General features: G+C 66.2%; 17 protein-coding genes. 9 read left to right on the forward strand and 8 right to left on the reverse strand.

Features of this window, described 5'->3' with window-relative positions; translation table 11 throughout:
* Positions 1 to 53: 53 nt before the first annotated feature.
* The 3 genes from ABIB78_RS32400 to ABIB78_RS32410 all read right to left on the reverse strand — a co-directional run bounded on the left by ABIB78_RS32400 (position 54) and on the right by ABIB78_RS32410 (position 4015).
* Positions 54 to 1844 carry a heme biosynthesis protein HemY gene (locus tag ABIB78_RS32400; RefSeq protein WP_429032133.1) on the reverse strand — a complete coding sequence of 597 codons (1791 nt, stop codon included), beginning with the start codon at positions 1842 to 1844 and terminating at the stop codon, positions 54 to 56.
* Positions 1845 to 1864: 20 nt separating this feature from the next.
* Positions 1865 to 3151, reverse strand: coding sequence for a COG4223 family protein (locus ABIB78_RS32405; RefSeq protein WP_429032134.1), 1287 nt, complete (start codon positions 3149 to 3151; stop codon positions 1865 to 1867).
* Between the two features lie 111 nt (positions 3152 to 3262).
* Complete coding sequence (locus ABIB78_RS32410; RefSeq protein WP_429032136.1) at positions 3263 to 4015, reverse strand: uroporphyrinogen-III synthase; 753 nt, start codon at positions 4013 to 4015, stop codon at positions 3263 to 3265.
* 173 nt (positions 4016 to 4188) lie between these two features.
* On the opposite strand from ABIB78_RS32410, the gene tsaD reads away from it, so the two are divergent.
* Positions 4189 to 5262 (forward strand): tRNA (adenosine(37)-N6)-threonylcarbamoyltransferase complex transferase subunit TsaD, encoded by a 1074-nt coding sequence (gene tsaD, locus ABIB78_RS32415; RefSeq protein ID WP_429032138.1) that lies wholly within the window; start codon positions 4189 to 4191, stop codon positions 5260 to 5262.
* Positions 5263 to 5275: 13 nt separating this feature from the next.
* Positions 5276 to 6256 carry an NAD(P)H-dependent glycerol-3-phosphate dehydrogenase gene (locus ABIB78_RS32420; protein ID WP_429032140.1) on the forward strand — a complete coding sequence of 327 codons (981 nt, stop codon included), beginning with the start codon at positions 5276 to 5278 and terminating at the stop codon, positions 6254 to 6256.
* A 3-nt stretch (positions 6257 to 6259) separates the two neighbouring features.
* Here the strand turns inward: ABIB78_RS32420 and ABIB78_RS32425 are convergent, their stop codons facing one another.
* A complete protein-coding gene (locus ABIB78_RS32425; protein WP_429032141.1) occupies positions 6260 to 7021 on the reverse strand; it encodes a haloacid dehalogenase type II in 762 nt (253 codons plus the stop codon).
* A 252-nt stretch (positions 7022 to 7273) separates the two neighbouring features.
* Here ABIB78_RS32425 and ABIB78_RS32430 point away from each other — a divergent pair, with 252 nt between their 5' ends.
* Both ABIB78_RS32430 and ABIB78_RS32435 read left to right on the forward strand, forming a co-directional pair.
* A complete protein-coding gene (locus ABIB78_RS32430) occupies positions 7274 to 8386 on the forward strand; it encodes an alpha/beta hydrolase (protein WP_429032144.1) in 1113 nt (370 codons plus the stop codon).
* An 88-nt stretch (positions 8387 to 8474) separates the two neighbouring features.
* Entirely contained in the window at positions 8475 to 8888 is a 414-nt protein-coding gene (locus tag ABIB78_RS32435) for an EVE domain-containing protein (protein WP_429032146.1), read from the forward strand.
* Between the two features lie 163 nt (positions 8889 to 9051).
* Here ABIB78_RS32435 and ABIB78_RS32440 read toward each other — a convergent pair whose 3' ends face one another.
* Positions 9052 to 10212: a DNA topoisomerase IB gene (locus ABIB78_RS32440; protein ID WP_429032148.1), complete on the reverse strand. Its 1161-nt coding sequence runs from the start codon at positions 10210 to 10212 to the stop codon at positions 9052 to 9054.
* Positions 10213 to 11040: 828 nt separating this feature from the next.
* Here ABIB78_RS32440 and acs point away from each other — a divergent pair.
* Both acs and ABIB78_RS32450 read left to right on the forward strand, forming a co-directional pair.
* Positions 11041 to 13008, forward strand: coding sequence for an acetate--CoA ligase (acs, locus tag ABIB78_RS32445; RefSeq protein ID WP_429032151.1), 1968 nt, complete (start codon positions 11041 to 11043; stop codon positions 13006 to 13008).
* Positions 13009 to 13363: 355 nt separating this feature from the next.
* A complete protein-coding gene (locus ABIB78_RS32450) occupies positions 13364 to 13891 on the forward strand; it encodes a L,D-transpeptidase (protein WP_429032154.1) in 528 nt (175 codons plus the stop codon).
* 89 nt (positions 13892 to 13980) lie between these two features.
* On the opposite strand, the gene ABIB78_RS32455 is transcribed toward ABIB78_RS32450, so the two are convergent.
* Positions 13981 to 14589, reverse strand: coding sequence for a thermonuclease family protein (locus ABIB78_RS32455; RefSeq protein WP_429032156.1), 609 nt, complete (start codon positions 14587 to 14589; stop codon positions 13981 to 13983).
* Positions 14590 to 14641: 52 nt separating this feature from the next.
* Positions 14642 to 14869 (reverse strand): DUF1674 domain-containing protein, encoded by a 228-nt coding sequence (locus ABIB78_RS32460; protein ID WP_429032159.1) that lies wholly within the window; start codon positions 14867 to 14869, stop codon positions 14642 to 14644.
* Between the two features lie 175 nt (positions 14870 to 15044).
* Here ABIB78_RS32460 and ABIB78_RS32465 point away from each other — a divergent pair, with 175 nt between their 5' ends.
* From ABIB78_RS32465 to purH, 3 genes are all read left to right on the forward strand, one after another.
* The gene (locus tag ABIB78_RS32465) at positions 15045 to 16391 is read left to right on the forward strand and encodes an RsmB/NOP family class I SAM-dependent RNA methyltransferase (RefSeq protein WP_429032161.1); all 1347 of its coding nucleotides are present in this window, start codon (positions 15045 to 15047) and stop codon (positions 16389 to 16391) included.
* Between the two features lie 117 nt (positions 16392 to 16508).
* Positions 16509 to 18260, forward strand: a complete 1752-nt coding sequence (locus tag ABIB78_RS32470; protein WP_429032164.1) for a heparinase II/III family protein — start codon at positions 16509 to 16511, stop codon at positions 18258 to 18260.
* Positions 18261 to 18344: 84 nt separating this feature from the next.
* Positions 18345 to 19937 (forward strand): bifunctional phosphoribosylaminoimidazolecarboxamide formyltransferase/IMP cyclohydrolase, encoded by a 1593-nt coding sequence (gene purH / locus ABIB78_RS32475; protein WP_429032167.1) that lies wholly within the window; start codon positions 18345 to 18347, stop codon positions 19935 to 19937.
* 162 nt (positions 19938 to 20099) lie between these two features.
* Here the strand turns inward: purH and ABIB78_RS32480 are convergent, their stop codons facing one another.
* Positions 20100 to 21467, reverse strand: coding sequence for an MFS transporter (locus ABIB78_RS32480; RefSeq protein ID WP_429032169.1), 1368 nt, complete (start codon positions 21465 to 21467; stop codon positions 20100 to 20102).
* Positions 21468 to 21547 lie beyond the last annotated feature (80 nt).

Here is a 21547-nt window from a genome sequence, read left to right on the forward strand (position 1 = left end):
ATTGGCAAGGAAAACGCGGTTACTGAACCGCACAGCCGTTACCTAACCGCGAATCAGCTTCCCAAACGTGACAGAAATCCGCGCCAACCGCCCGTCTGGGCCTTGGCGGGGCCGATTTGTTCCGCAAATTCGTCCACGGCGCCGTCCTCGTCGATCCCGGGGTCGTCGGGGGCCCGGACGATCGGGATCACGGCCGGAATCGGCGCCGGTGCGGCCTTGGGCAGGTCGGTCCGGGAACGGAACAGGGGGGCCGCTGTGGGGGCTGCCGATTCGGCGGCTGGCGGCGGAGCCGGCTCCGGCGGGGCGGGCTCGGCCGGGGCCAGCTCGGCCTCGAGGGCTGCCGGCAGCGGGGCGTTGTCCTGCACGGTCGGTACGGCCGGCTCCAAGGGCTTGATCTCGACCGGCTTGGTCTCGACCGGCTTGGTCTCGACCGGATTGACCTCGACCGGCTCAGCCGGCCTGGCGTCCGCCGGCTCGCCGGCCACGTCCTTTGGCGGCTCGACCCGCCGCGGCGCCAGCATCGCCTCCTCGAACGGCGAGGGCTCGATCGCATGGCCCTTGTCGGACGGCAGTGCCGCGACCGGGGTCTGCCACTGGAAGGCATCGAGACGGCCGCTGACCGGCGACACCGGACGCCAGCGATCCGAGACATAGCCGTCCGCGGTCCACACCGGATCGTGCAGCGCCCGCACCGCGCGCAAGGTCCAGGCCCGCGCCCGGCCGCTGTCGCCATGCTCGGTGCGCTCGATCTCGGCCATCAACAGCGCGACGCGCTGCGTCGGCGCCGCTGTGAACGGCTCCAGCGCCGCACGCGCCTTGGCGAATTCGGCCGCATCGATCGCGGCGCGGGCGATCGCCAGCGCGCCTTCGATGTGGCCGGGTGTTTTCGCCGCCAGCGTCTCGACGCGCACCAGGCGCTGGCGCGCGGAATCGCCGAGCCGCACATGCGAATAGGCATCGGCGAGATCGGGATGCGGCTGCGCCAGCCACGCGGTCTCGACGATGCGCATCGCGCGGCGCAGCTGATGCGCCTCGCTCTCGAATTTGGCCGCCAGCACCGCGGCCGGAATCAGCGTCGGCGCCAGCTTGAGCGCCTCCATCGCGCTCGAGCGCGACAAATCGCGGTCGATGGTCTCGAACTCCAGCGCACGCGCCGTCAGCAGCACGCCGCGTTGCCGCCGATAGGTCGCCTTGTCGATCAATCCGGCGGTCTGGTTGTTGTCGATGATCGACAGCGCGCCGGCCCAATCGCCCTTGGCGCAGCAGAAGCCGAGCACCGCATGAGAGGCCCATGACGAGGACGGCGACATTTTCAGCGCTTCTTCGGCAATCATCACGGCCGCCACCGGATCGTCGGCGCGCTGCGCCTCGATGAACAGACCACGCAGGCCGAGCAGCCGCGTGTCCGCGCGCTCGGCCATGGCGCGGAAGGCGCGTTGCGCGCCGTCGCGATCGCCGTCAAGCTGCGCCGATTGCGCATGCAGCAACAGCGCCAGCGGATCGCCTCCGGCATGGCGCCGCGCCATTTCGGCATGCGCGCGCGCCGCAGAAGAGTCTCCATGCCCGATCGCGAGCAGGCCTTGCGTGATGGCGTGACGTCCGCGCGCGTGACGCCGCTCGCGCCGGCTGCGGCGGATTTGGCCCGGGATCTTCCACAGCCCGCGCAGGATCACGCCGGCGATCATCGCAATGACGATGACGAGGCCGAGCAGGTACATCGGCTGCTTGGAGGTGAGGCGCAAACCGCCCCACGACAACACGAGATCGCCGGGCTGATCGGCCATCCAGGCGGCACCCGCTGCAGCGAGCGCGATCAGCAGCAGGAACAGAATGATCCGGATCATCAAGAACCTATTGCAAAGACTTACTGGTTGACCGTGGCGAGCGCCGCCATGGCGTTGTCGGCAAATTTACGCGACGCGTCGAGCGCGGCGCGGCGCGCGTCCACCTTGGCGAGCCAGGCTTGCGCCGCGGTGCGATCGGCCGGCGACAGCGACTTCAATTCACGCTCGGTCAATGCGAGATCATTATGCACGGCGGCCGATGTCACGCGCGCGACGATGCTGCCGCGATCGCTGCCGGTGCCGTCGGTCCGCTCGATGCGGATCAGATTGGAGGCGCCGGCCTTCAGACGATCGACCAGCCCGGCGCTGGCCGCCGCAGCTTCAGGCGCCGGCGGCGCAAGTCGCGGCACGATCTCGATCAGCTCGCGGCACAGCGCGTTCGGATTCGGCACGCCTGACGCAGCGAAGACTTCAAGCGGCTTCAGCACGTCAGGATTGTCGGCGATCGCCCTCGCGGCGTCGAGGGCGGAGCCATAGGGATCGCCGTGACGAACCGCGACATCGAGCAGCGATGCCGCAACCACGCGGCGCAGCGGCACATCGTCCGCCTTCGCCTCGGCCTTGCTGTCGGCGATCTTGCCGTCCTGTTTGGCGATCGCGGCGCCCTGCGCCTTCACCGCGCCCTCGACCCTGTCGATGCGCGCCGTGATGCCGGAGATGTCGGGCGGGGCCGCGCCATCGCGCGGCGCGGTCTTCGCGTCGTTGACGGCAGCGGCAAGCTTGTCGGACTGCGCCCGCGTTGCGGCGAGTTCGGTGCGCAGCGCGGCGATCGATTTGTCGAGCGCCTCCAGCCGTGCCGACGCCGCGGGATCGGCGGCCGCAGCGGCCGACCTGCCGGCTTTTGATTCAAGCGCGGTCAGGCGCATGCCGAGGTCGTCGACCATTGCGGCATTGGGCTGCGGCGCGGACACAGGCTGCACCGCGGGCCAGCCGAGCAGCCAGCCGACGCCGATCACCAGCGCCGCGGCGACCGCGCCTGACACCGGCGCCACCACCCAGGGCGATACCGGCCTCGACGGCTCGGCTTCCGGCGCGGCCGAGGCGGTCGCGGGCTGCGGCTCCGGTTGAGGTGCGGGGTCGCCTTGCGGCTCCGCCTCAGGCGCGGCTGCGTCCGCAGACGCCTTGGCAGCGTCATTGGCAGCATCCTTGACGCCTTCCTTGACACCTTCCCTGGCGGCTTCCTCGGTCCCTTCGGTCTTTGGCGGTTCGCTCGAGATCTTGGTCGCCTGAAGGTCGATGGTCGGCGGCGCGCGCTTGGGCCGGGAATCCGGCGAAGGTCCTGGGTCGTCGGGCCTATCTTCAGCCATCGCGAGGGTCCTCAAAACTACTGGCCGCACATCCTACCAGAATCGGCCCCAGTTCTTAGAGCACGATCCGAAAAACCGGGCATTGCCTAACATCATGGTGAGACGAAAGAATTATGCCGCCGATGGCCGCAAGGTGCGGCCGAGCGCCTCCAGCAGGGCGTTTTCGTCCGGCCGCGCCGCCACCACCACCTTGGTCGCGCCGGCGTCATGGAGCACCGAGGCGACCGCCGCCGAGATGCAGCATTGCGGCAAGGCCAGCGCCGAAATCTCTAGACCGTCGGCCCGTATTGCGCCCAGAAACGCCTGCGCGCTGCGGCGGGAATAATGCAGCACCGCGGTGATCCGGTTCGCCATGAAGGCGTCGCTGACCTCCCTTGGGAAGCCGGCCACCGGCGCCATCCGGTAGGTGGTGTGGGTGACGACGGTCAACCCCTTTTCGCTGAGTTCGCCGGCCAGATCGCGCGACAGGTCGGCGCCGGCCAGATAGAGCAGCGTGGCCGAAGCCGCCAGTTCGCCGGCCTTGACCCGCGCGAGCACGAGATCGCGCAAGCTCACCGCGTCACGCGCCACATCGCCCTTGGCCACGATCACCTTGTCGAAGCCCGCGGCGCGCGCGGCCTCGGCGGTGTGCGCCCCGACCGCGAACAGCGGCAACCGCAGCAGCCGGCTGCCGGCGAGATCGCGCGCGCGCAGCGCATTGGCGCTGGTCAGGATGACCGCGTCATAGTCCGCATCGTCGTCATCATGGAACGGCAACGGTTCGAAGCGCAGCACCGGCGCCGACAGGGCCTCGAAGCCGCGTTGGCGCAGCGTCGCGAGCGTCGCGTCATTGTCCGGATGCGGTCGTGTGACAAGGATGGTCACGCCTCAGGCCTCCAGCCCTGTAAATTCAACCTTGCCGACCGATTGCACTTTAAGACCTCGCAATGCTACCCCGGAGGGGACATTTTGATGAACATGATCTTGCCGGAAACCGGTTCCGGCCTGTCCGGATCATGCTGGTAGCACAAGGGCCGAAATTGGGACACGAACCACCGATGCTGGTGTTGGGGATCGAGACCACCTGCGATGAGACCGCAGCCGCCGTGGTCGAGCGCCAGGCTGACGGGCAGGCGAAAATCCTCTCCAACGTGGTGCGCTCGCAGACCGACGAGCACGCCCGCTTCGGCGGCGTGGTGCCGGAGATCGCGGCGCGCGCCCATGTCGACCTGCTCGACGGTATCGTCGCCTCCGCGATGAAAGAGGCCGGCGTCGGCTACGGACAATTGTCGGCGGTCGCGGCAGCCGCAGGCCCCGGCCTGATCGGCGGCGTGATCGTCGGTCTCACCACCGCGAAGGCGATCGCGATGGTACACGATACGCCGCTGATCGCGGTGAACCATCTCGAGGCGCACGCGCTGACGCCGCGGCTGACCTGCGCGTTGGCGTTTCCCTATTGCCTGTTCCTGGCGTCGGGCGGCCACACCCAAATCGTCGCCGTGGTCGGCGTCGGCGAATATGTGCGGCTCGGCACCACCGTCGACGATGCAATGGGCGAGGCGTTCGACAAGGTGGCCAAGATGCTGTCGCTGCCCTATCCGGGCGGGCCGGAGGTCGAGCGCGCGGCCGCCGGCGGCGACCCGACGCGGTTTGCCTTCCCGCGCCCCATGCTCGGCCGCCCCGATGCGAACTTCTCGCTGTCGGGATTGAAGACGGCGGTGCGCAATGAAGCGAGCCGGCTGGAGCCACTCGAGCCGCAGGACATCAGCGATCTCTGCGCAAGTTTTCAGGCCGCGGTGCTGGAATCGACCGCGGACCGCTTGAGCGTCGGACTGAGGTTGTTCCAGGAGCGGTTCGGCACGCCGCGCGCGCTGGTCGCGGCCGGCGGTGTGGCCGCCAACCATGCCATCCGCAGCGCGCTGCAGGATGTGGCGGCAAAAGCGCAGACCACGCTGATCATCCCGCCGCCGGCGCTCTGCACCGACAATGGCGCGATGATCGCCTGGGCCGGCGCCGAGCGGATGGCGCTCGGCCTCACCGACACGATGGAAGCGCCGCCGCGCGCACGCTGGCTGCTCGATGCCAACGCCAAGGCGCCGGCCGGCTACGCCAATAGCCGCGCCGGACATTGAACCGAGGGTTTTGATGCCCGCGCATAAGTCAGTCAGCGTGATCGGTGCCGGCGCCTGGGGCACGGCATTGGCCGATGTCGCGGCACGCGCCGGGCGCAAGGTGACGCTGTATGCGCGCAATGCCGAGCATGCCGCGCAGATCCAGGCGACGCGGGTCAATCCGAGGTTGGCTGGTGTTCAACTCCACCCCAGCATCATGGTGACGTCGGATATCGCCGCAGCGGCGCGCGCAGACATCATCCTCGCGGTGACCCCGGCGCAGCATTTGCGCGCCGCGGTCGGCCATCTGGCGCCGCATCTCAAATCTGACACGCCAGTGATCGCCTGCGCCAAGGGCATCGAGCACGGCACGCACAAATTCATGACCGAGGTGATCGCGGAAGCAGCACCTGGTGCCGTGCCCGCGATCCTGTCGGGACCGAGCTTTGCCGACGACGTCGCGCGCGGCTTGCCGACCGCGGTGACGTTGGCCACCAGGGATGAGACATTGGCGAGGGCGCTGGTGCAGGCGCTCGGCTCGGCGACCTTCCGGCCCTATCACACCACCGACGTGCGCGGCGTCGAGATCGGCGGCGCGGCCAAGAACGTGCTGGCGATCGCAGCCGGCATTGTCGCCGGCAAGAATCTCGGCGCATCCGCGCTCGCCGCGCTGACCACCCGCGGCTTCAGCGAGCTCGCGCGATTGGGCCGCGCCTGCGGCGCGCGCGCCGAAACCCTTTCTGGCCTGTCGGGACTGGGCGACCTCCTGCTCAGCTGCTCGACCGCGCAATCGCGCAACTTCGCGCTCGGCCTCGCGCTCGGGCGGGGTGAAGCAGCCCCGGTCGGCAAGCTCGCCGAGGGCGCGTTCACCGCACCGGTTCTGTGCGAACTCGCAGCCGCGCAAAAGGTCGATATGCCGGTGTCAAACGCGGTTGCCGCGATCCTGAGCGACCGGCTGACTGTCGATGCGGCGATCGAGGGCCTGCTGACACGGCCATTCAAGGCGGAGGAATGATCGTCACGCCGCCACGAAGGCGACGAGATCGCTCAATCCCGATCCCATTCCGTCGGGCACGACGCCAAGCTCCTCGACTGTCGCATCGGCGCGATTGATCCAAAAAGTTGGATAGCCGAACCACTTCGCCCCGGCGACATCCCAGCCCGCGAATGCCGCAAAGACGATCTCCTCTTTGCGCAGCCCGAACGCGTCGACACCCATCTGGTAGGCGCGGGCGTCGGGCTTGAACGCCTGAACCCTGTCGGTCGAGAGGTGGGCCTCGAACAGCCCCTCAAGCCCGGAATTCATGACCACTGCATCGAGCATCGGCACGGTGAGGTTCGACAGGAACGCCAGGCGCATGCCGGCCGCGCGGATTTGCCTGAGCGCCGGCAGAACATCGGGCCACGCCTTCAGCTCCAGATACGTCTGCATCAGACGGTCGCGTTGCTCCGACGACAATTCGATCTTCGCCGCCCTGGCCGCGAAGACCAGCGCATCCTCGGTGACGCGCCAGAAATCGGTGTAGCGTCCGCCAAGGGTCCTGAGCCAGCCATACTCGAACTGCCGGGCGCGCCAGGAGGCGCTCAACTCGGCGCCCTTGCCCGGAAACATCTCCTCCACGCGCGCGAATACCGGACGTGGATCGATGATCGGAAAACCGTCGAAGGCGATCGCCTTGAAGGGCGGGCGCCCTGCGGTGCGCGCCTGGTACGGCAGCACTGCCGCCGTCGCCACTGATGCTGCGGTTAAAACCGTGAACGTGCGGCGATTCATAAGCATGTGATCTCCTGCGAGACGAGCCAGCACCCGTTCACAGAAAAGGCGCCTCGGCACAATTGCCAGATTTCGCCAGAGATCATTCCAGATTTCAGAACAATCGACGCCTGCTGACGCGACCATTCAAGACGGCGCAGCGCACGTCACAGGCGAGCGAGGCGGAGCTTCACGATCCAGGCGCGCCGTAATAGCGTGGCGGCGAACCGTCGGATCCCGGTCGAACAAATCGAAAAACGGACCCCAAGGGAAAGACCCATGCGTCAACGGCATCGCGCCATCCTTCTGATCAGCCTTGCAGTCGCCCTCGCCGCCTCATCCACGGTAGCCCGCGCCCAGACCGCAGCCTCATACGATGACCTTGCCAGGATCGAGGCGGCCGCCAATGCCAGTGACGGCAAGCGGGTCGCCCCGCTCAAATCGATCGGCAATCCCACCAGCGACGTCTCCCCGGAGATGCAGGCGATGATCGGCGCGCCCTATCCGCCGCATTTCAACGCCGACCCGAAGACGCCTGCGGAATGGAAGGAGTTGATCGATCGCCGCGCCAAGCTCTTGATCGCGGGTATTCCGGCGATGAAGGCGAAGCTCGGCGTCAAGGTCGAGGAAACCAGGCTTGCCGGCGTGCACTGCTACATCGTGACGCCGAACAAGATCGCGCTCGAGAACCGGCGCCGCCTGCTGATCCACGTGCACGGCGGCGGCTACGTATTCGGCCCCGGCGAAGCCGCGTTGCCGGAAGCCATCATGATGGCCGGCTTTGGCGGCTTCAAGGTGATCTCGATCGACTACCGGATGCCGCCGGATTTCCCTTATCCGGCCGCGATGGACGACGCGATGGCGGTCTGGAAGGAGGTTCTGAAGTCGCACGAGCGCCACCGGCTGGCGATCTTCGGCACCTCGACAGGCGGCGCGATGACGCTCGCGATGGTGTTGCGGGCGAGGGATGAGAAGCTGCCGCTGCCGGCCGCCATCGCGCCGGGCACGCCATGGTCCGACATCGACAAGATCGGCGACAGCTACGCGAGCAATGAGTGGGTCGACAACGTGCTGGTGACCTGGGACGGCTGGCTCGGCCGCGCGGCCAAGCTTTATGCAAACGGGACCAGCCTGAAGAATCCCTACATTTCGCCGATCTACGGGGACTTCAAGGGTTTTCCGCCGACCATCCTGACATCGGGCACGCGCGATCTGTTCCTCAGCAACACGGTTCGCACCCATCGCAAATTGCGGCGCGCCGGCGTGATCGCCGATCTCAACGTCTATGAGGGGCAATCCCACGCGCAGTACCAGATGAACGTCGATGCGCCCGAGACGAAAGAGGCGTTCACCGACATTGCCAAATTCTTCGATCGATATTTGAAGCAGTGAGCGCAGGATCAGATGCCCGCGCTTGTCGCGGGCATCTGCGTGCCTGTAGATTGCGCGCAATCGGCGTTCAGGAACGGGGTAAGTTGCGATGAATTACTGGCTGGTGAAATCCGAACCGTCGGCCTGGTCGTGGGACCAGCAGGTCGCCAAGGGCGCGAAGGGCGAAGCCTGGACCGGCGTGCGCAACTTCACGGCGCGGCAGAACCTCGTCAACATGAAGAAGGGCGACAAGGCGTTCTTCTATCATTCCAACGAGGGCAAGGAGATCGTCGGCATCGCCGAGATCATCAAGGAGGCCTATCCCGATCCGACCGACAAGACCGGCAAGTTCGTCTGCGTCGACATCAAGGCCGACAAGCCGCTGAAGACGCCGGTGACGATGGCCGCGATCAAGGCCGACAAGAAACTCGCCGACATGGCGCTGGTGAAATATTCGCGGCTCTCGGTGCAGCCGGTGACCGCGGAAGAATGGAAGATGGTCTGCAAGATGGGCGGGCTGTAACGTCCCACGAACTCTACTGTCGTCCCTGCGAAAGCAGGGACTCATAACCACAACTCTCTCAGTCACACAGGGCTGTGGCCCCAGCGTTCTACATCTTGGACATTCGTGGTTGGGTTCCGGCTCGCGCTTCGCTTGGCCGGGACGACGATAGGGATGCGGTGACTTACGCCCCGGCCGCCATCACCACCTGCGCCAGCAATTGCTCGCGCTTGCTCTGGGTGCGGTAACCTCCCATCGTCGCGGCGAAGCGTTCGAGAATGCCGTCCTCGAAGGCGGTGACGATGGTGTCGTGGACATAGCTCTTGCGGCAGATCGCCGGCGTGTTGGAAAGCTGATCGGCGGCGGCGCGGATCGCGTCCAGCACCTGGCGCTTGCGGCCGCGCTGGCTGGTGGCCGGCGTGATCCGCGACAGCGATTCCACCACGACAGCCGACGCCATCAGGGTGCGGAAATCCTTCAGCGAGATCTTGATGCCGGCGATCTCGCGCAGGAACGCGTTCACCGCCGTGGTGGAGGCGGCCCGCACGACACCGGAGCGATCGTAATACTGGAACATGCGCTTGCCCGGAACACCGCGCAGAATCCCGATCGCACGCACCAGCTTGGCCGCGTCGCACTCCTTGCGCACGGCCTTGCCGCCCTTGGCCTTGAAGGTCAGCACCAGGCTATCGTCTTCCAGCGTGACATTGGACTTCAGCAGCGTGGTGGCGCCGCGGGTGCCGTTGAGGCGGGCATAGGATTCGTTGCCGGGCCGGATCGCGGTACGCGCGATCAGTTCGATCACCGCCGACAGCGCGAATTCGCGCGTCGGTTCATCGCCGGACAGAAACGCCGAGACCTTGCGCCGGATCTTCGGCAGCGCCGCCACGAGCTTGGCCAGGCGATGCGCCTTGCGCTGCTCGCGAACCTTCTCCCAGTCGGCATGATAACGGTACTGCAATCGGCCCGCGGCATCGCGGCCGACGGCCTGCAGATGCGAGCTCGGATCGCTGGAATAGCGCACCTGGCGATAGGCCGGCGGAACCGCCATCGCGTGCAGCCGGCGGATGGTGCGCGCGTCGCGGACGTGCGAACCGTTGGCGCGAACGAAAGAATAGTTTTTGCCGCGCTTGATGCGGCGAATGGTCAGCTCGTTCTGGTCGCCGAGCCGCAGGCCCAGGTCACGCGCCAAGTCCTCGACTGAAGTCTTGATGGCGGCGGGAGCATCGAGCTTGATCTTTGCGCGCGGCGGCTTGGACGGCCATTGGCCCAGCGCCTTAGCCAAGGTGATAGCGGGATCGGCGGAAACGGGCCGCACAGCCGCGATATTCTGCTGATCCATCATTCTCGCAAAACGCCTTGTTCCGCTGTTCTCCCGGTAATGCCGTTGCTTCGGGCTTCGTTCCGGCGGGCCATCCGGCCTCGGATTGGCGATTTAGGGCGTCGAGGCTGACATTGCGAGTCGCGAATCGGTTACCTACGGTCTCTAATTACCTTTCATGGGTGCTATTCGCCCGCTAACCTTGATTTTGGGCTGTCCGGCGTCGCTCAAATTGGCGCCGGCGCCGCCCGGGAACCGGTTTTGGGGCAGGCCCATCAGGCTGGGCTGGACACGCGCGGATCAGGCCAGAGATCGCGCCCATGGTGCGCAATGCCGCGATGGCGCGCTGCCCGATGCCGGCGGCCGCCGGCTGGCTGAACCGCTAGCCCGCCAACTGCATTGGCAAGTTTCTGGCTGGCCCGACCGTCAAGCCGCACGGATCGCCGGTGGAGCAATTGTTGACGCAGATCATCGCGGCCGCCTCCGACAATTCGTTCAATTGTGCCTGAAGCCGTCCATCCAAATCGGCATCAGGGTATCGTCATCGTACCCGACATTGCCGCGGTGACGCTCCTCGCGGCGTAGAGAACGATACCACTACGACCAAGAGACCAGTGACCCGGAGCAGACGATGGCGCATAGGTTTCTCTCACCGATGCGTTGCGGTAAGCCGTCCTGTCACAAGCGGAATCCGGCGGGATGCCCGGCGGTTTCCACGCGACGAAAGTGACAGTCCTTTTTCCTTGCCGGGCCGGAATGCGACAACGCATAATCGCCGCAATGATCAAGACGGCTTGAATTAAAAGGCTTGTCTGCGCGTTGTTTGCGATCGGCAAGGAGTGGAGGAAAACGATGTCCGAGAAGATCTATGACGTTTCGGCCGACTGGGCCAAGCGCGCCTATATCGATGACGCCAAATATCGCGAGATGTACGCGCACTCGGTCAAGGACCCGAACGGCTTCTGGGGCGAGCACGGCAAGCGGATCGACTGGATCAAGCCCTTCACCAAGGTCGAGAACGTCTCCTTCGCGCCCGGCAACGTCTCGATCAAATGGTTCGAGGACGGCGTGCTGAACGTCGCCTGGAACTGCATCGACCGCCATCTGGAGAAGCGCGGCGACCAGACCGCGATCATCTGGGAGGGCGACGACCCCTCCGAATCCAGGCACATCACCTACCGCCAGCTGCACGACGAAGTCTGCAAGATGGCCAACATCCTGCGCACCCGGAACGTCAAGAAGGGCGACCGCGTCACGATCTATCTGCCGATGATTCCGGAAGCCGCCTACGCCATGCTGGCCTGCGCGCGGATCGGCGCGATCCACTCGGTGGTGTTCGGCGGCTTCTCGCCGGACAGCCTCGCGCAGCGCATCAAGGACTGCGATTCGAAGGTGGTGATCACCGCCGATGAGGGCCTGCGCGGCGGCAGGAAGGTGCCGCTGAAGGCCAATGTCGATGCCGCGATCGCCAAGATCGACGCTAAGGAGTCCGGCGGCGTCGACTGGGTCGTGGTGGTGAAGCGCACCGGCGGCAAGATCGACATGAACCCGACGCGCGACCTCTGGTATCACGAGGCCGCCGCCATGGTGACGACGGAATGCCCGGCCGAGCACATGCATGCCGAGGATCCGCTGTTCATCCTCTACACTTCCGGCTCGACCGGAACGCCGAAGGGCGTGCTGCACACCTCGGCCGGCTATCTCGTGTTCGCGGCGATGACGCATCAATACGTGTTCGATTATCACGACGGCGACATCTACTGGTGCACCGCCGACGTCGGCTGGGTCACCGGCCACAGCTACATTCTCTACGGGCCGCTCGCCAACGGCGCGACCACGCTGATGTTCGAAGGCGTGCCGAACTACCCGGACAATTCGCGCTTCTGGAACGTGGTCGACAAGCACAAGGTCAACATCTTCTACACCGCGCCGACCGCGATCCGCGCGCTGATGCAGGGCGGCGACGAGCCGGTGAAGAAGACCTCGCGCAAATCGCTGCGCCTGCTTGGCTCGGTCGGCGAGCCGATCAATCCGGAAGCCTGGGAGTGGTATTACCGCGTGGTCGGCGACAGCAACTGCCCGATCGTCGACACCTGGTGGCAGACCGAGACCGGCGGCATTTTGATCACGCCGCTGCCCGGTGCGACCAAGCTGAAGCCGGGCTCGGCGACGCGGCCGTTCTTCGGCGTGGTACCGGAGATCGTCGACGCCGACGGCAAGACGCTGGACGGCGAGACCTCGGGCAATCTCTGCCTGGCCAAGTCATGGCCGGGTCAGATGCGCACGGTCTATGGCGACCATGCGCGGTTCGAGCAGACCTATTTCTCGACCTACAAGAACAAATATTTCACCGGCGACGGCTGCCGGCGCGACGCCGACGGCTACTACTGGATCACCGGCCGCGTCGACGACGTCATCAACGTCTCCGGCCACCGCATGGGCACCGCCGAGGTCGAGAGCTCGCTGGTCGCGCACGAAGCGGTGTCGGAGGCCGCGGTTGTCGGCTATCCGCACGACATCAAGGGCCAGGGCATCTACGCCTATGTCACGCTGATGAAGGGCACCGAGCCGAGCGAGGCGCTGCGCAAGGAGCTCGTCGCCTGGGTCCGCAAGGACATCGGCCCGATCGCCTCGCCGGACCTGATCCAGTTTGCGCCCAGTCTGCCGAAGACGCGCTCCGGCAAGATCATGCGCCGCATCCTGCGCAAGATCGCCGAGGACGAGCCGTCGAGCCTCGGCGACACCTCGACGCTCGCCGATCCGGCCGTGGTCGACGACCTCGTGCACAACCGCCAGAACAAGAAGGGCGCACCGGCCTGATCCGGCGGCGGCAATATCAGGAAACCAAGGAAGGGCCGCGCGCGATCACCGCCGCGGCCTTTCGCTTTTCCCATTTCGCTCGGAAATACTCCGGAATTGCCCGTTTCACGGGATTGTCAGACGCAAGGCGCCACTGCGGCGCGTTTGTGGCCAAGTGTTGTTTTCAGGTCATTTACTTTAATCCGAACTTTTCATTCTCTCCCACCATCGGGACGTGTCTCGCGGCCGGTGTGAAACCACCCGGTTAAGATACGCGGTTAATATTGCGCGCGTGAGACCGGCAGGCCCGGTTTTCAGGGCTCTGCACCTTCGTTTTTGGCTCCCTCGTGGGAGCTGTTGGTAAGTGGAGAGGTTGATGTCGATGAAGATTGCGGTGGCGTTGGCTGCCACGGCTGTTGTTACCCTTGGCGCGAGCGTTTTCGTGTCACAGCCGGCCGAAGCGCGGCCGGAAATGGTGGGAATGCACGGCGATGCCTATTCGCCCGGCACTATCGTGGTGAAGACCAACGAACGGCGGCTCTATCTCATCCTCGATTCCGGCCACGCGATGCGTTACCCGGTCGGCGTCGGCAGGTCCGGCAAGCAGTGGGCCGGCACCACGCAGATCGACGGCAAATATCGCAACCCGGCCTGGTCGCCGCCTGCCGAGGTCAGGCGCGACAAGCCGAGCACCCCGAACGTGATCGCCGGCGGCTCGCCGCATAACCCGATGGGCGTCGCTGCGATGACGCTGGCCGGCGGCGAATATGCGATCCACGGCACCAACGTGCCGGGTTCGGTCGGCGGCTTCGTCTCCTACGGTTGCATCCGCATGCTGAACACCGACATCACCGATCTCTATTCGCGCGTCGAGGTCGGCACGACGGTCGTCGTCACCCGCTGATCACGCGCAAAACTTCGCCGAAGAAAAGCCGCGCGGCCGCGCGGCTTTTTGTTGGCCCGTCCTGCGCCGTCGTGGCCATGACTTGCTGCTCAGCGCGTAAAATATCCGCACCAGCCGAAGCGGTGGCCGCCATTGTAGGCGCGCGCATGTCCGGCCGCGAGCAGCGCAGCCGAGACGTTGTCGGTTTTCTTCGTCGCGACGTCGGCGACGACGCGTCCCTGATATTTGTCGGGACCGACATTATAGATCGCAACATCGCCCTGGCCGAGCAGATCGCGTAGCGCCACCGTCGCTGCTTGCGCCATTTGCAGTTCGCGCGCGCAGGACGCCTTCAGCTCCGGCGCATCGATGCCGCGCAGCCGGACCCGCGTGTACAGGTCGGGGCCTGGCAACAGATGCACCCGGGCCTCGAAGGTGTCGCCGTCGATCGTCCTCACGACATCAACGCTATGTCGAACGTCGGGCGCGCCTGCCCGCTGCCAGACCATGTCGCTATCACGCGACCGGCTTAGCGACCAGTGCGACGGCCAGTGTACCCATTGACGGATCGGCAACGTGCTGCCGACGGCGATCCCGAGAACGAACACCCACGGCAGCGCCGCCGAGACGCGGCGGCCCCAAATCGACCGTGGAGCCGTCCTGCGGAAAGGCGGACGCCCCGTCCCACGATAAGCATTTATTCTCTCGTGTGGGGACATATTCCCAGATTGGCTTGAGTCGGGCCGTCAGGCAAGACACTCCAATAGACTGTCAGAAGTCCGAGGCGATGCCCTTAGTCTCCCAGTCACCGTAACGCGTCGGTTCCGGACCCTTCGGTCCCTGGAATTCCTTCGGCCGCTCGGCCGCGCTCTGCGCGGCGGCCTCCAAGGCCGCCTTGCGCCGTGCTTCGGCCTCGGCGAGCGCGCGCTGTGCCGCCGGCGTCAGCGGCTTGCGCGGCGCGGGTTCCGGCGGCGAGGGCGGTGGCGATTTCTCAGGCATGGCAAAACTTTCTGCCTACGCGTTTCGTATCTCTGTTCTGGCTCAGTGACGGCATCACGATCGCGAAATCCCGCAAGGCGATTCTTACATTTGGCATATTCGCATGCCAGAGGTGTTTTCGAGTTGATGGGCATGAGCCGAATGTAACTCAGCACCTTCGAGATATTTCCGCTTCATGCCCCCTTCAAGATTTGCAGTTCCTGCCGAAGTCCCCGGTCTCGCGGCGCGCCGGATCGCGGCCGACATCCTCGACGGCGTGCTGCACAAGCACCGCACGCTCGACGACCAGCTCGACGGCGCCGGCGCGCATCCCGGCCTGAAATCGCTCGCCGATCGCGACCGCGCGCTGATGCGCCGGCTGGTGTCGACCATCCTGCGCAAGCTCGGCACGCTCGGCCATTTGCTGTCGCGCCTGCTCGACCGCGGCATTCCGACCGATGCGCCGCGCGCGCAGAGCGCGCTCCTGATCGGTGCCGCGCAGATCCTCTGGATGGACGTGCCGGATCACGCCGCGGTCGATCTGTCGGTGCGGCTCGTGCAGTCCGACCGGCGCGCGGCGAAATATGCCGGGCTCGTCAACGCCGTGCTGCGCCGCTGCGCGCGCGAGGGCCAGGGCCTGATCGACGAGACCAGCATGCAGACGCTGGACCTGCCGCAATGGATGCTGGCGCGCTGGATTGCGCATTACGGCGAGGCCACCGCGCGCGACATGGCGCTTGCGCTCGGCCACGAGCCGTCGCTCGATCTCACGGTGAAGTCGGACGCCGCGCAATGGGCGAGCCGCCTGCACGGCGAGACGTTGCCGACAGGGACCGTGCGCACGCTGCTGCAGGGCTCCGTGACGATGCTGCCGGGCTTTGCCGAAGGCCAATGGTGGGTGCAGGACGCCGCCGCCGCACTGCCGGCGCGGCTGTTCGGCGACATCAGGGACAAGGCGGTCGCGGATCTCTGCGCTGCGCCTGGCGGCAAGACCGCCCAGCTCGCGCTGGCCGGCGCGCACGTCACCGCGGTCGACCGCTCGCCCGCGCGCGTCGCGCGGCTGCGCGACAATCTCACGCGACTGGCCTTGCAGGCCGAGAGCGTCGTCGCGGACGCCGCCGAATGGCCGGTGGAGGCCGAAAGCTTCGACGGTATTCTGGTCGATGCGCCCTGCACCTCGACGGGAACCATCCGCCGCCATCCCGACGTCGCCTGGCTGCGGCAGGAAGGCGACATCGCCGCACTGTCGGCCCTGCAGAAGCGGTTGCTGCAAAAGGCCGCCAATCTGCTGAAGCCCGGCGGCACGCTGATCTACTGCACCTGCTCGTTGGAGCCGGAGGAAGGTGAGCACGCGATTGCCGCGCTGCTGGCGAGCGAATCAGGCCTGCGCCGCGCGCCGGTCGAGAGGAGCGAGATCGCCGGCCTCGACGACATTATTACCGCCGATGGCGACCTGCGTACCCTGCCCTGCCATTTGCCCAACGCCGATCCGCGGCTGGGCGGGCTGGACGGATTTTACGCAGCCCGGCTGGTTAAATCCTGATTTTAAACTTCAGTCTTCTAAGCTCGAAGTGATTCGTGCGGTATCAAGAGGGTGTCTTGGCCGCGTTTCCGGATTAAATAAGGATTCGTTGAAAATTCCCTCCCCGCAAGGTTAGGCGTGTCGGTCGCTCAAAGCAGACGCATCTCGACGCTGATTGCTGGCCGCTTTGCCCGCAGCATGATCGCGCGCGCCAGCGGAAGCACGGTGGCGCTGTCGCGGCTCTGGCCCGGCCGCACCGACCGGCTGATCATCGCCCCGCATGACCTCCGGACCGCCGACGCCACCCGTGCCGCCGAGATCTATGCCGGACGGTTCGTTTTCGCCGGCAAGATCGTCACCTGCCACGGCCGCTCGATCTTCGATCTCGAGCCGCCGTCGGAGGATTGGGAAGCCGCCCTGCTCGGCTTCGGCTGGCTGCGCCATCTGCGCGCCGCCGACACCGCGCTGACCCGCGCCAACGCCCGCTCGCTGGTCGATGACTGGATCTCCAACCAGGCCCGCAGGCGGCCGCTGGAGCGCCGCGCCGATGTGCGCGCACGGCGGGTGATCTCGCTGTTGTCGCAGGCGCCGCTGGTGCTCGGCGACACCGACGGAAAATTCTACCGCAAATATCTGCGCGGGCTGGCGCGCGAGATCCGCTATCTGCGCCACTCCATGCACGACAATGACGGCGTTCCGCGCCTGCAGGTGCTGATCGCGCTGTGCTACGCATCGCTCTGCCTCGCCAATCAGGCGCGCAACATCAAATCGGCCACGCGCAGGCTTTCGGACGAATTGCAGCGCCAGATCCTGCCCGATGGCGGCCACATCTCGCGCAATCCCGGCGCGCTGGTCGAGCTGCTTAGCGACCTGCTGCCGCTGCGGCAGACCTTCGCCGCACGCAATATCGCGCCGCCGGCGGCGCTGCTCAACGCGATCGACCGCATGATGCCTATGGTGCGCTTCTTCCGCCACGGCGACGGCAGTTTCGCGCTGTTCAATGGCATGAGCACCGCGCCATCCGATCTGGTCGCGACGCTGCTCGCCTATGACGACACCCGCGGTGTGCCGATGGCGAGCATGCCGCATACCGGCTTCCAGCGCCTCGATGCCGGCAACATGACCCTGATTATCGATACCGGCCAGCCGCCGCCGGCAAGCGTCAGCCAGGACGCGCATGCCGGCTGCCTGTCGTTCGAGCTCTCCTCGGGTCCGAGCCGCATCGTCGTCAATTGCGGCATGCCGTCGACCGGCCGCGACAATTGGCGGCCGTTCGCGCGCTCCACCGCGGCGCATTCGACACTGACCTATCGCGACACCTCGTCGTGCCAGTTCGTCGAGCTGTCGGCGATGAAGCGCCTGTTGCGCGGCGCGCCGATCACCAGCGGCCCGAGCAATGTCGAGAGCTACCGCGAAGCCGTTCCCGACGGCGACGTGCTCACCGCCTCGCATGACGGCTATCTCTCGCGGTTCGGCGTGATCCACCGCCGCGTGCTGATGGTCTCCCAGGACGGCACGCGCCTCGAAGGCGAGGACCAGCTGTCGCCGGCACCGGGCGGCCGCATCAAGGGCAGCGAGGCCGATTTCGCGCTGCGCTTCCATTTGCACCCCTCGGTGAAGGCGAGCCGGCTGTCGGATGCCCGCGGCGTGATGCTGGTGCTGCCCAACCGCGACGTCTGGACCTTCGAGGCCATGGACGACAAGGTCGACCTCGAGGACAGCGTGTTCCTGGCCGGCAATGACGGCCCGCGCCGCACCTCCCAGATCGTGATCCGGCAGGACGCCCGGCAGGCCGCCACCATCCGCTGGAGCTTCGTACGCTCCTCGACCTCGGCCACCGCCACCAACGCGCGCCGCAACGCCCGCCGCGAGCCGGAACTGCCGCTGTAATTTTGTGGCCAAATCGGCCCTTCGCGGTTCCGAACCCTGCCAAACCATGCTACCCGGCTGCCTTAACAGCCAGGGATTTCCTAGATGACCGAACAGCTTCGCCGCGTGACCCGCGCTCTGTTGTCCGTTTCCGACAAGGCCGGACTGATCGATTTCGCCAAGGCGCTTGCCGACCACGGCGTCGAACTGGTCTCGACCGGCGGCACCGCCAAGGCGATCGCGGCGGTCGGGCTGAAGGTCAAGGACGTCTCCGAGCTCACCGGTTTCCCCGAGATGATGGACGGCCGGGTCAAGACGCTGCATCCGAAGGTGCATGGCGGCCTGCTCGCGATCCGCGACAACAAGGAACACACCTCTGCGATGGCCTCGCACGGCATCGCGCCGATCGACCTGCTGGTGGTAAACCTCTATCCGTTCGAGGCCACCGTCGACAAAGGCGCCGGCTTCGAGGAGTGCATCGAGAACATCGATATCGGCGGTCCCGCGATGATCCGCGCCGCGGCGAAGAACCATGACGACGTCGCCGTGGTGGTCGAGGCGCAGGACTATCAAGCCGTGCTCGACGAGCTCGCCGCGCACAAGGGCGCGACCTCGCTTGGCCTGCGCCGGCGGCTCGCCGCCAAGGCCTACGCGCGCACTGCGGCCTATGATGCCGCGATCTCGAACTGGTTTGCCGTGCAGCTCGACACCAAGGCGCCTGACTTCCGCGCCTTCGGCGGCAAGCTGATCCAGTCGCTGCGCTATGGCGAGAACCCGCACCAGACCGCGGCATTCTACGCCACGCCGGAAAAGCGGCCGGGCGTTGCGACCGCGCGGCAGCTGCAGGGCAAGGAACTGTCCTACAACAATATCAACGACACCGACGCCGCCTTTGAATGCGTCGGCGAGTTCGATCCGAAGCGCACCGCGGCCTGCGTGATCGTCAAGCACGCCAATCCCTGCGGCGTCGCCGAGGGTCCCGATCTCGCCACCGCCTATGCCCGCGCGCTCGCCTGTGATTCCACCTCGGCCTATGGCGGCATCATCGCGGTCAACCGCAAGCTCGATGCGGATGCGGCGCGCGCCATTATCGGCATTTTCACCGAGGTGATCATCGCACCCGACGCGACCGAGGAGGCGATCTCGATCATCGCCGGCCGGCGCAATCTGCGCCTGCTGCTCGCGGGCGCCCTGCCGAACCCGCGCGCGGTCGGCCTCACCGCCAAGACCGTTGCCGGCGGCCTCCTGGTGCAGAGCCGCGACAACGCGGTCGTCGAGGACATGAACCTGAAGGTCGCGACCAAGCGCGCGCCGACCGACGCCGAGTTGCGCGATCTCAAATTCGCCTTCCGCGTCGCCAAGCACGTCAAGTCGAACACCATCATCTATGCCAAGGATCTCGCCACCGTCGGCATCGGCGCCGGCCAGATGAGCCGGGTCGATTCCGCGCGAATCGCCGCGCGCAAGGCACTGGATGCGGCGGCCGAGTTGAAGCTCGCCGAGCCCCTGACCAAGGGGTCGGTGGTTGCCTCCGACGCGTTCTTCCCGTTCGCCGACGGCATGCTGGCCTGCATCGAGGCCGGCGCCACCGCGGTGATCCAGCCCGGCGGCTCGATGCGCGACGACGAGGTGATCAAGGCCGCCGACGAGCACGGCATCGCCATGGTGTTCACCGGCGTGCGGCACTTCCGGCACTGATGCATCAGTTGTCGTCCCTGCGAAAGCAGGGACCCATACCGCGCGATCTATCGAAGGCGCGCTGGGGTTAGTTGTCCCTCGCCAAGCATGGCCGGTGGTAATGGGTCCCGGGTCCCGGCCCCCGTGCGCAACTGCGCACTTGGCCGGGACGACAGCGGTGGTTTACTCCCGCACCTTCGCCAACAGCGCCAGCCCCACCACGAAGAACGCCACCAGCACCGCCATGCCGTACTTCTGGCTTGCGGTCGCAGCCGTGATCGCACCGATCAGGAGTGGGCCGATGAACGACGTTACCTTCCCGGTCAGCGCGAACAGGCCAAAATACTGCGCGATGCGATCCTTCGGCGCGAGCCGGATCAGGAGCGAGCGCGAGGCCGCCTGCAGCGGCGCGCCGGTGGCGCCGATCAGGCAGCCCAGCACGATGTAGGCGCGCTCGGCGGCGCCCGCGAACAATGGACCACCAGGTACCGGCGGCGCGACCGGGATGAACAGGATGGAATCCTTGTTCACGGTGAGGATCACGACGATCGCAAACAGCAGGATCACGAGGCTGCCGGTGATCACGCGCTTCGGACCGAACGCATCGTCGAGCTTGCCGCCGAGCCAGCCACCGAGCGTGCCGGCCATGGCCAGGATGATGCCGAAGGTGCCGATCCGGATCGTGTCCCAGCCGAACGTGCCGGCGGCATAAATGCCGCCGAAGGCGAACAGCGAGATCAGCCCGTCGGTGTAGATCATGTTCGCCAGCAGAAACCGCGCCAGCGATTTCCGCTTCGGCAGGCTCGCCAGGGATTCCCTGAGCTCGCGCAGGCCTTCGCCGAGCGCTTCCCGCATCGGGCGTTTCGTCGGATAGTCCGGCGTGAACAGGAACATCGGCGTCACGAAGATGATGAACCACAGCCCGGTCAGTGGCCCGGTGATGCGATCGCCTTCATGCATGACGGGATCGAGACCGAACAGCGGCGTGAAGCCGAACAGCGTGCGGCCGGTCTCAGAATTGGCGGCGAGGAAACCGAGCACCAGCACGAGGCTCAGGATGCCTCCGACATAGCCGGTGGCCCAGCCGGTGCCCGACAGACGCCCGATCCTGTCCGGCGGTACCAGCGTCGGCATCATCGCATTGTTGAAGACGGTCGCGAACTCGACGCCGACGCTCGCGATCGCATAGGCGAGCAGCAGCGCGGGGACGATGTCGGGATTGCCGGGCTTGCCGATCCACATCGCGCTCGAGCCAATCACCAGCAGCGCGCCGAAAACAGCGATCCACGGCTTGCGGCGGCCGCTGGCATCGGCGATCGCACCCAGCACCGGCGACAACAGCGCGATGGCAAGTCCCGCAGCCGCGGTGGCAAAGCCCCACAGCGCCTGCCCGCTCGCGGGATCTGACGCGACGAAGCTCGCGAAATAGGGCGCGAACACGAAGGTCGTGATCAGCGTGAAATAGGGCTGCGCGGCCCAGTCGAAGAAGATCCAGCTGATGACGGCGGCGCGGCCCGGATAGGCCTTCGTTTCATCAGTGGCCGTCTGCATTGTTGCCGTCATCGCGAAAGATATTCCTCAAGTCGAACCACAAGCAGGCTTTCGCCACTTCGATCCGCTCCCATATAGCA

It is taken from the genome of Bradyrhizobium sp. I1.14.4, from assembly GCF_050435825.1.
In the GTDB taxonomy this organism is placed as follows: Bacteria; Pseudomonadota; Alphaproteobacteria; order Rhizobiales; family Xanthobacteraceae; genus Bradyrhizobium.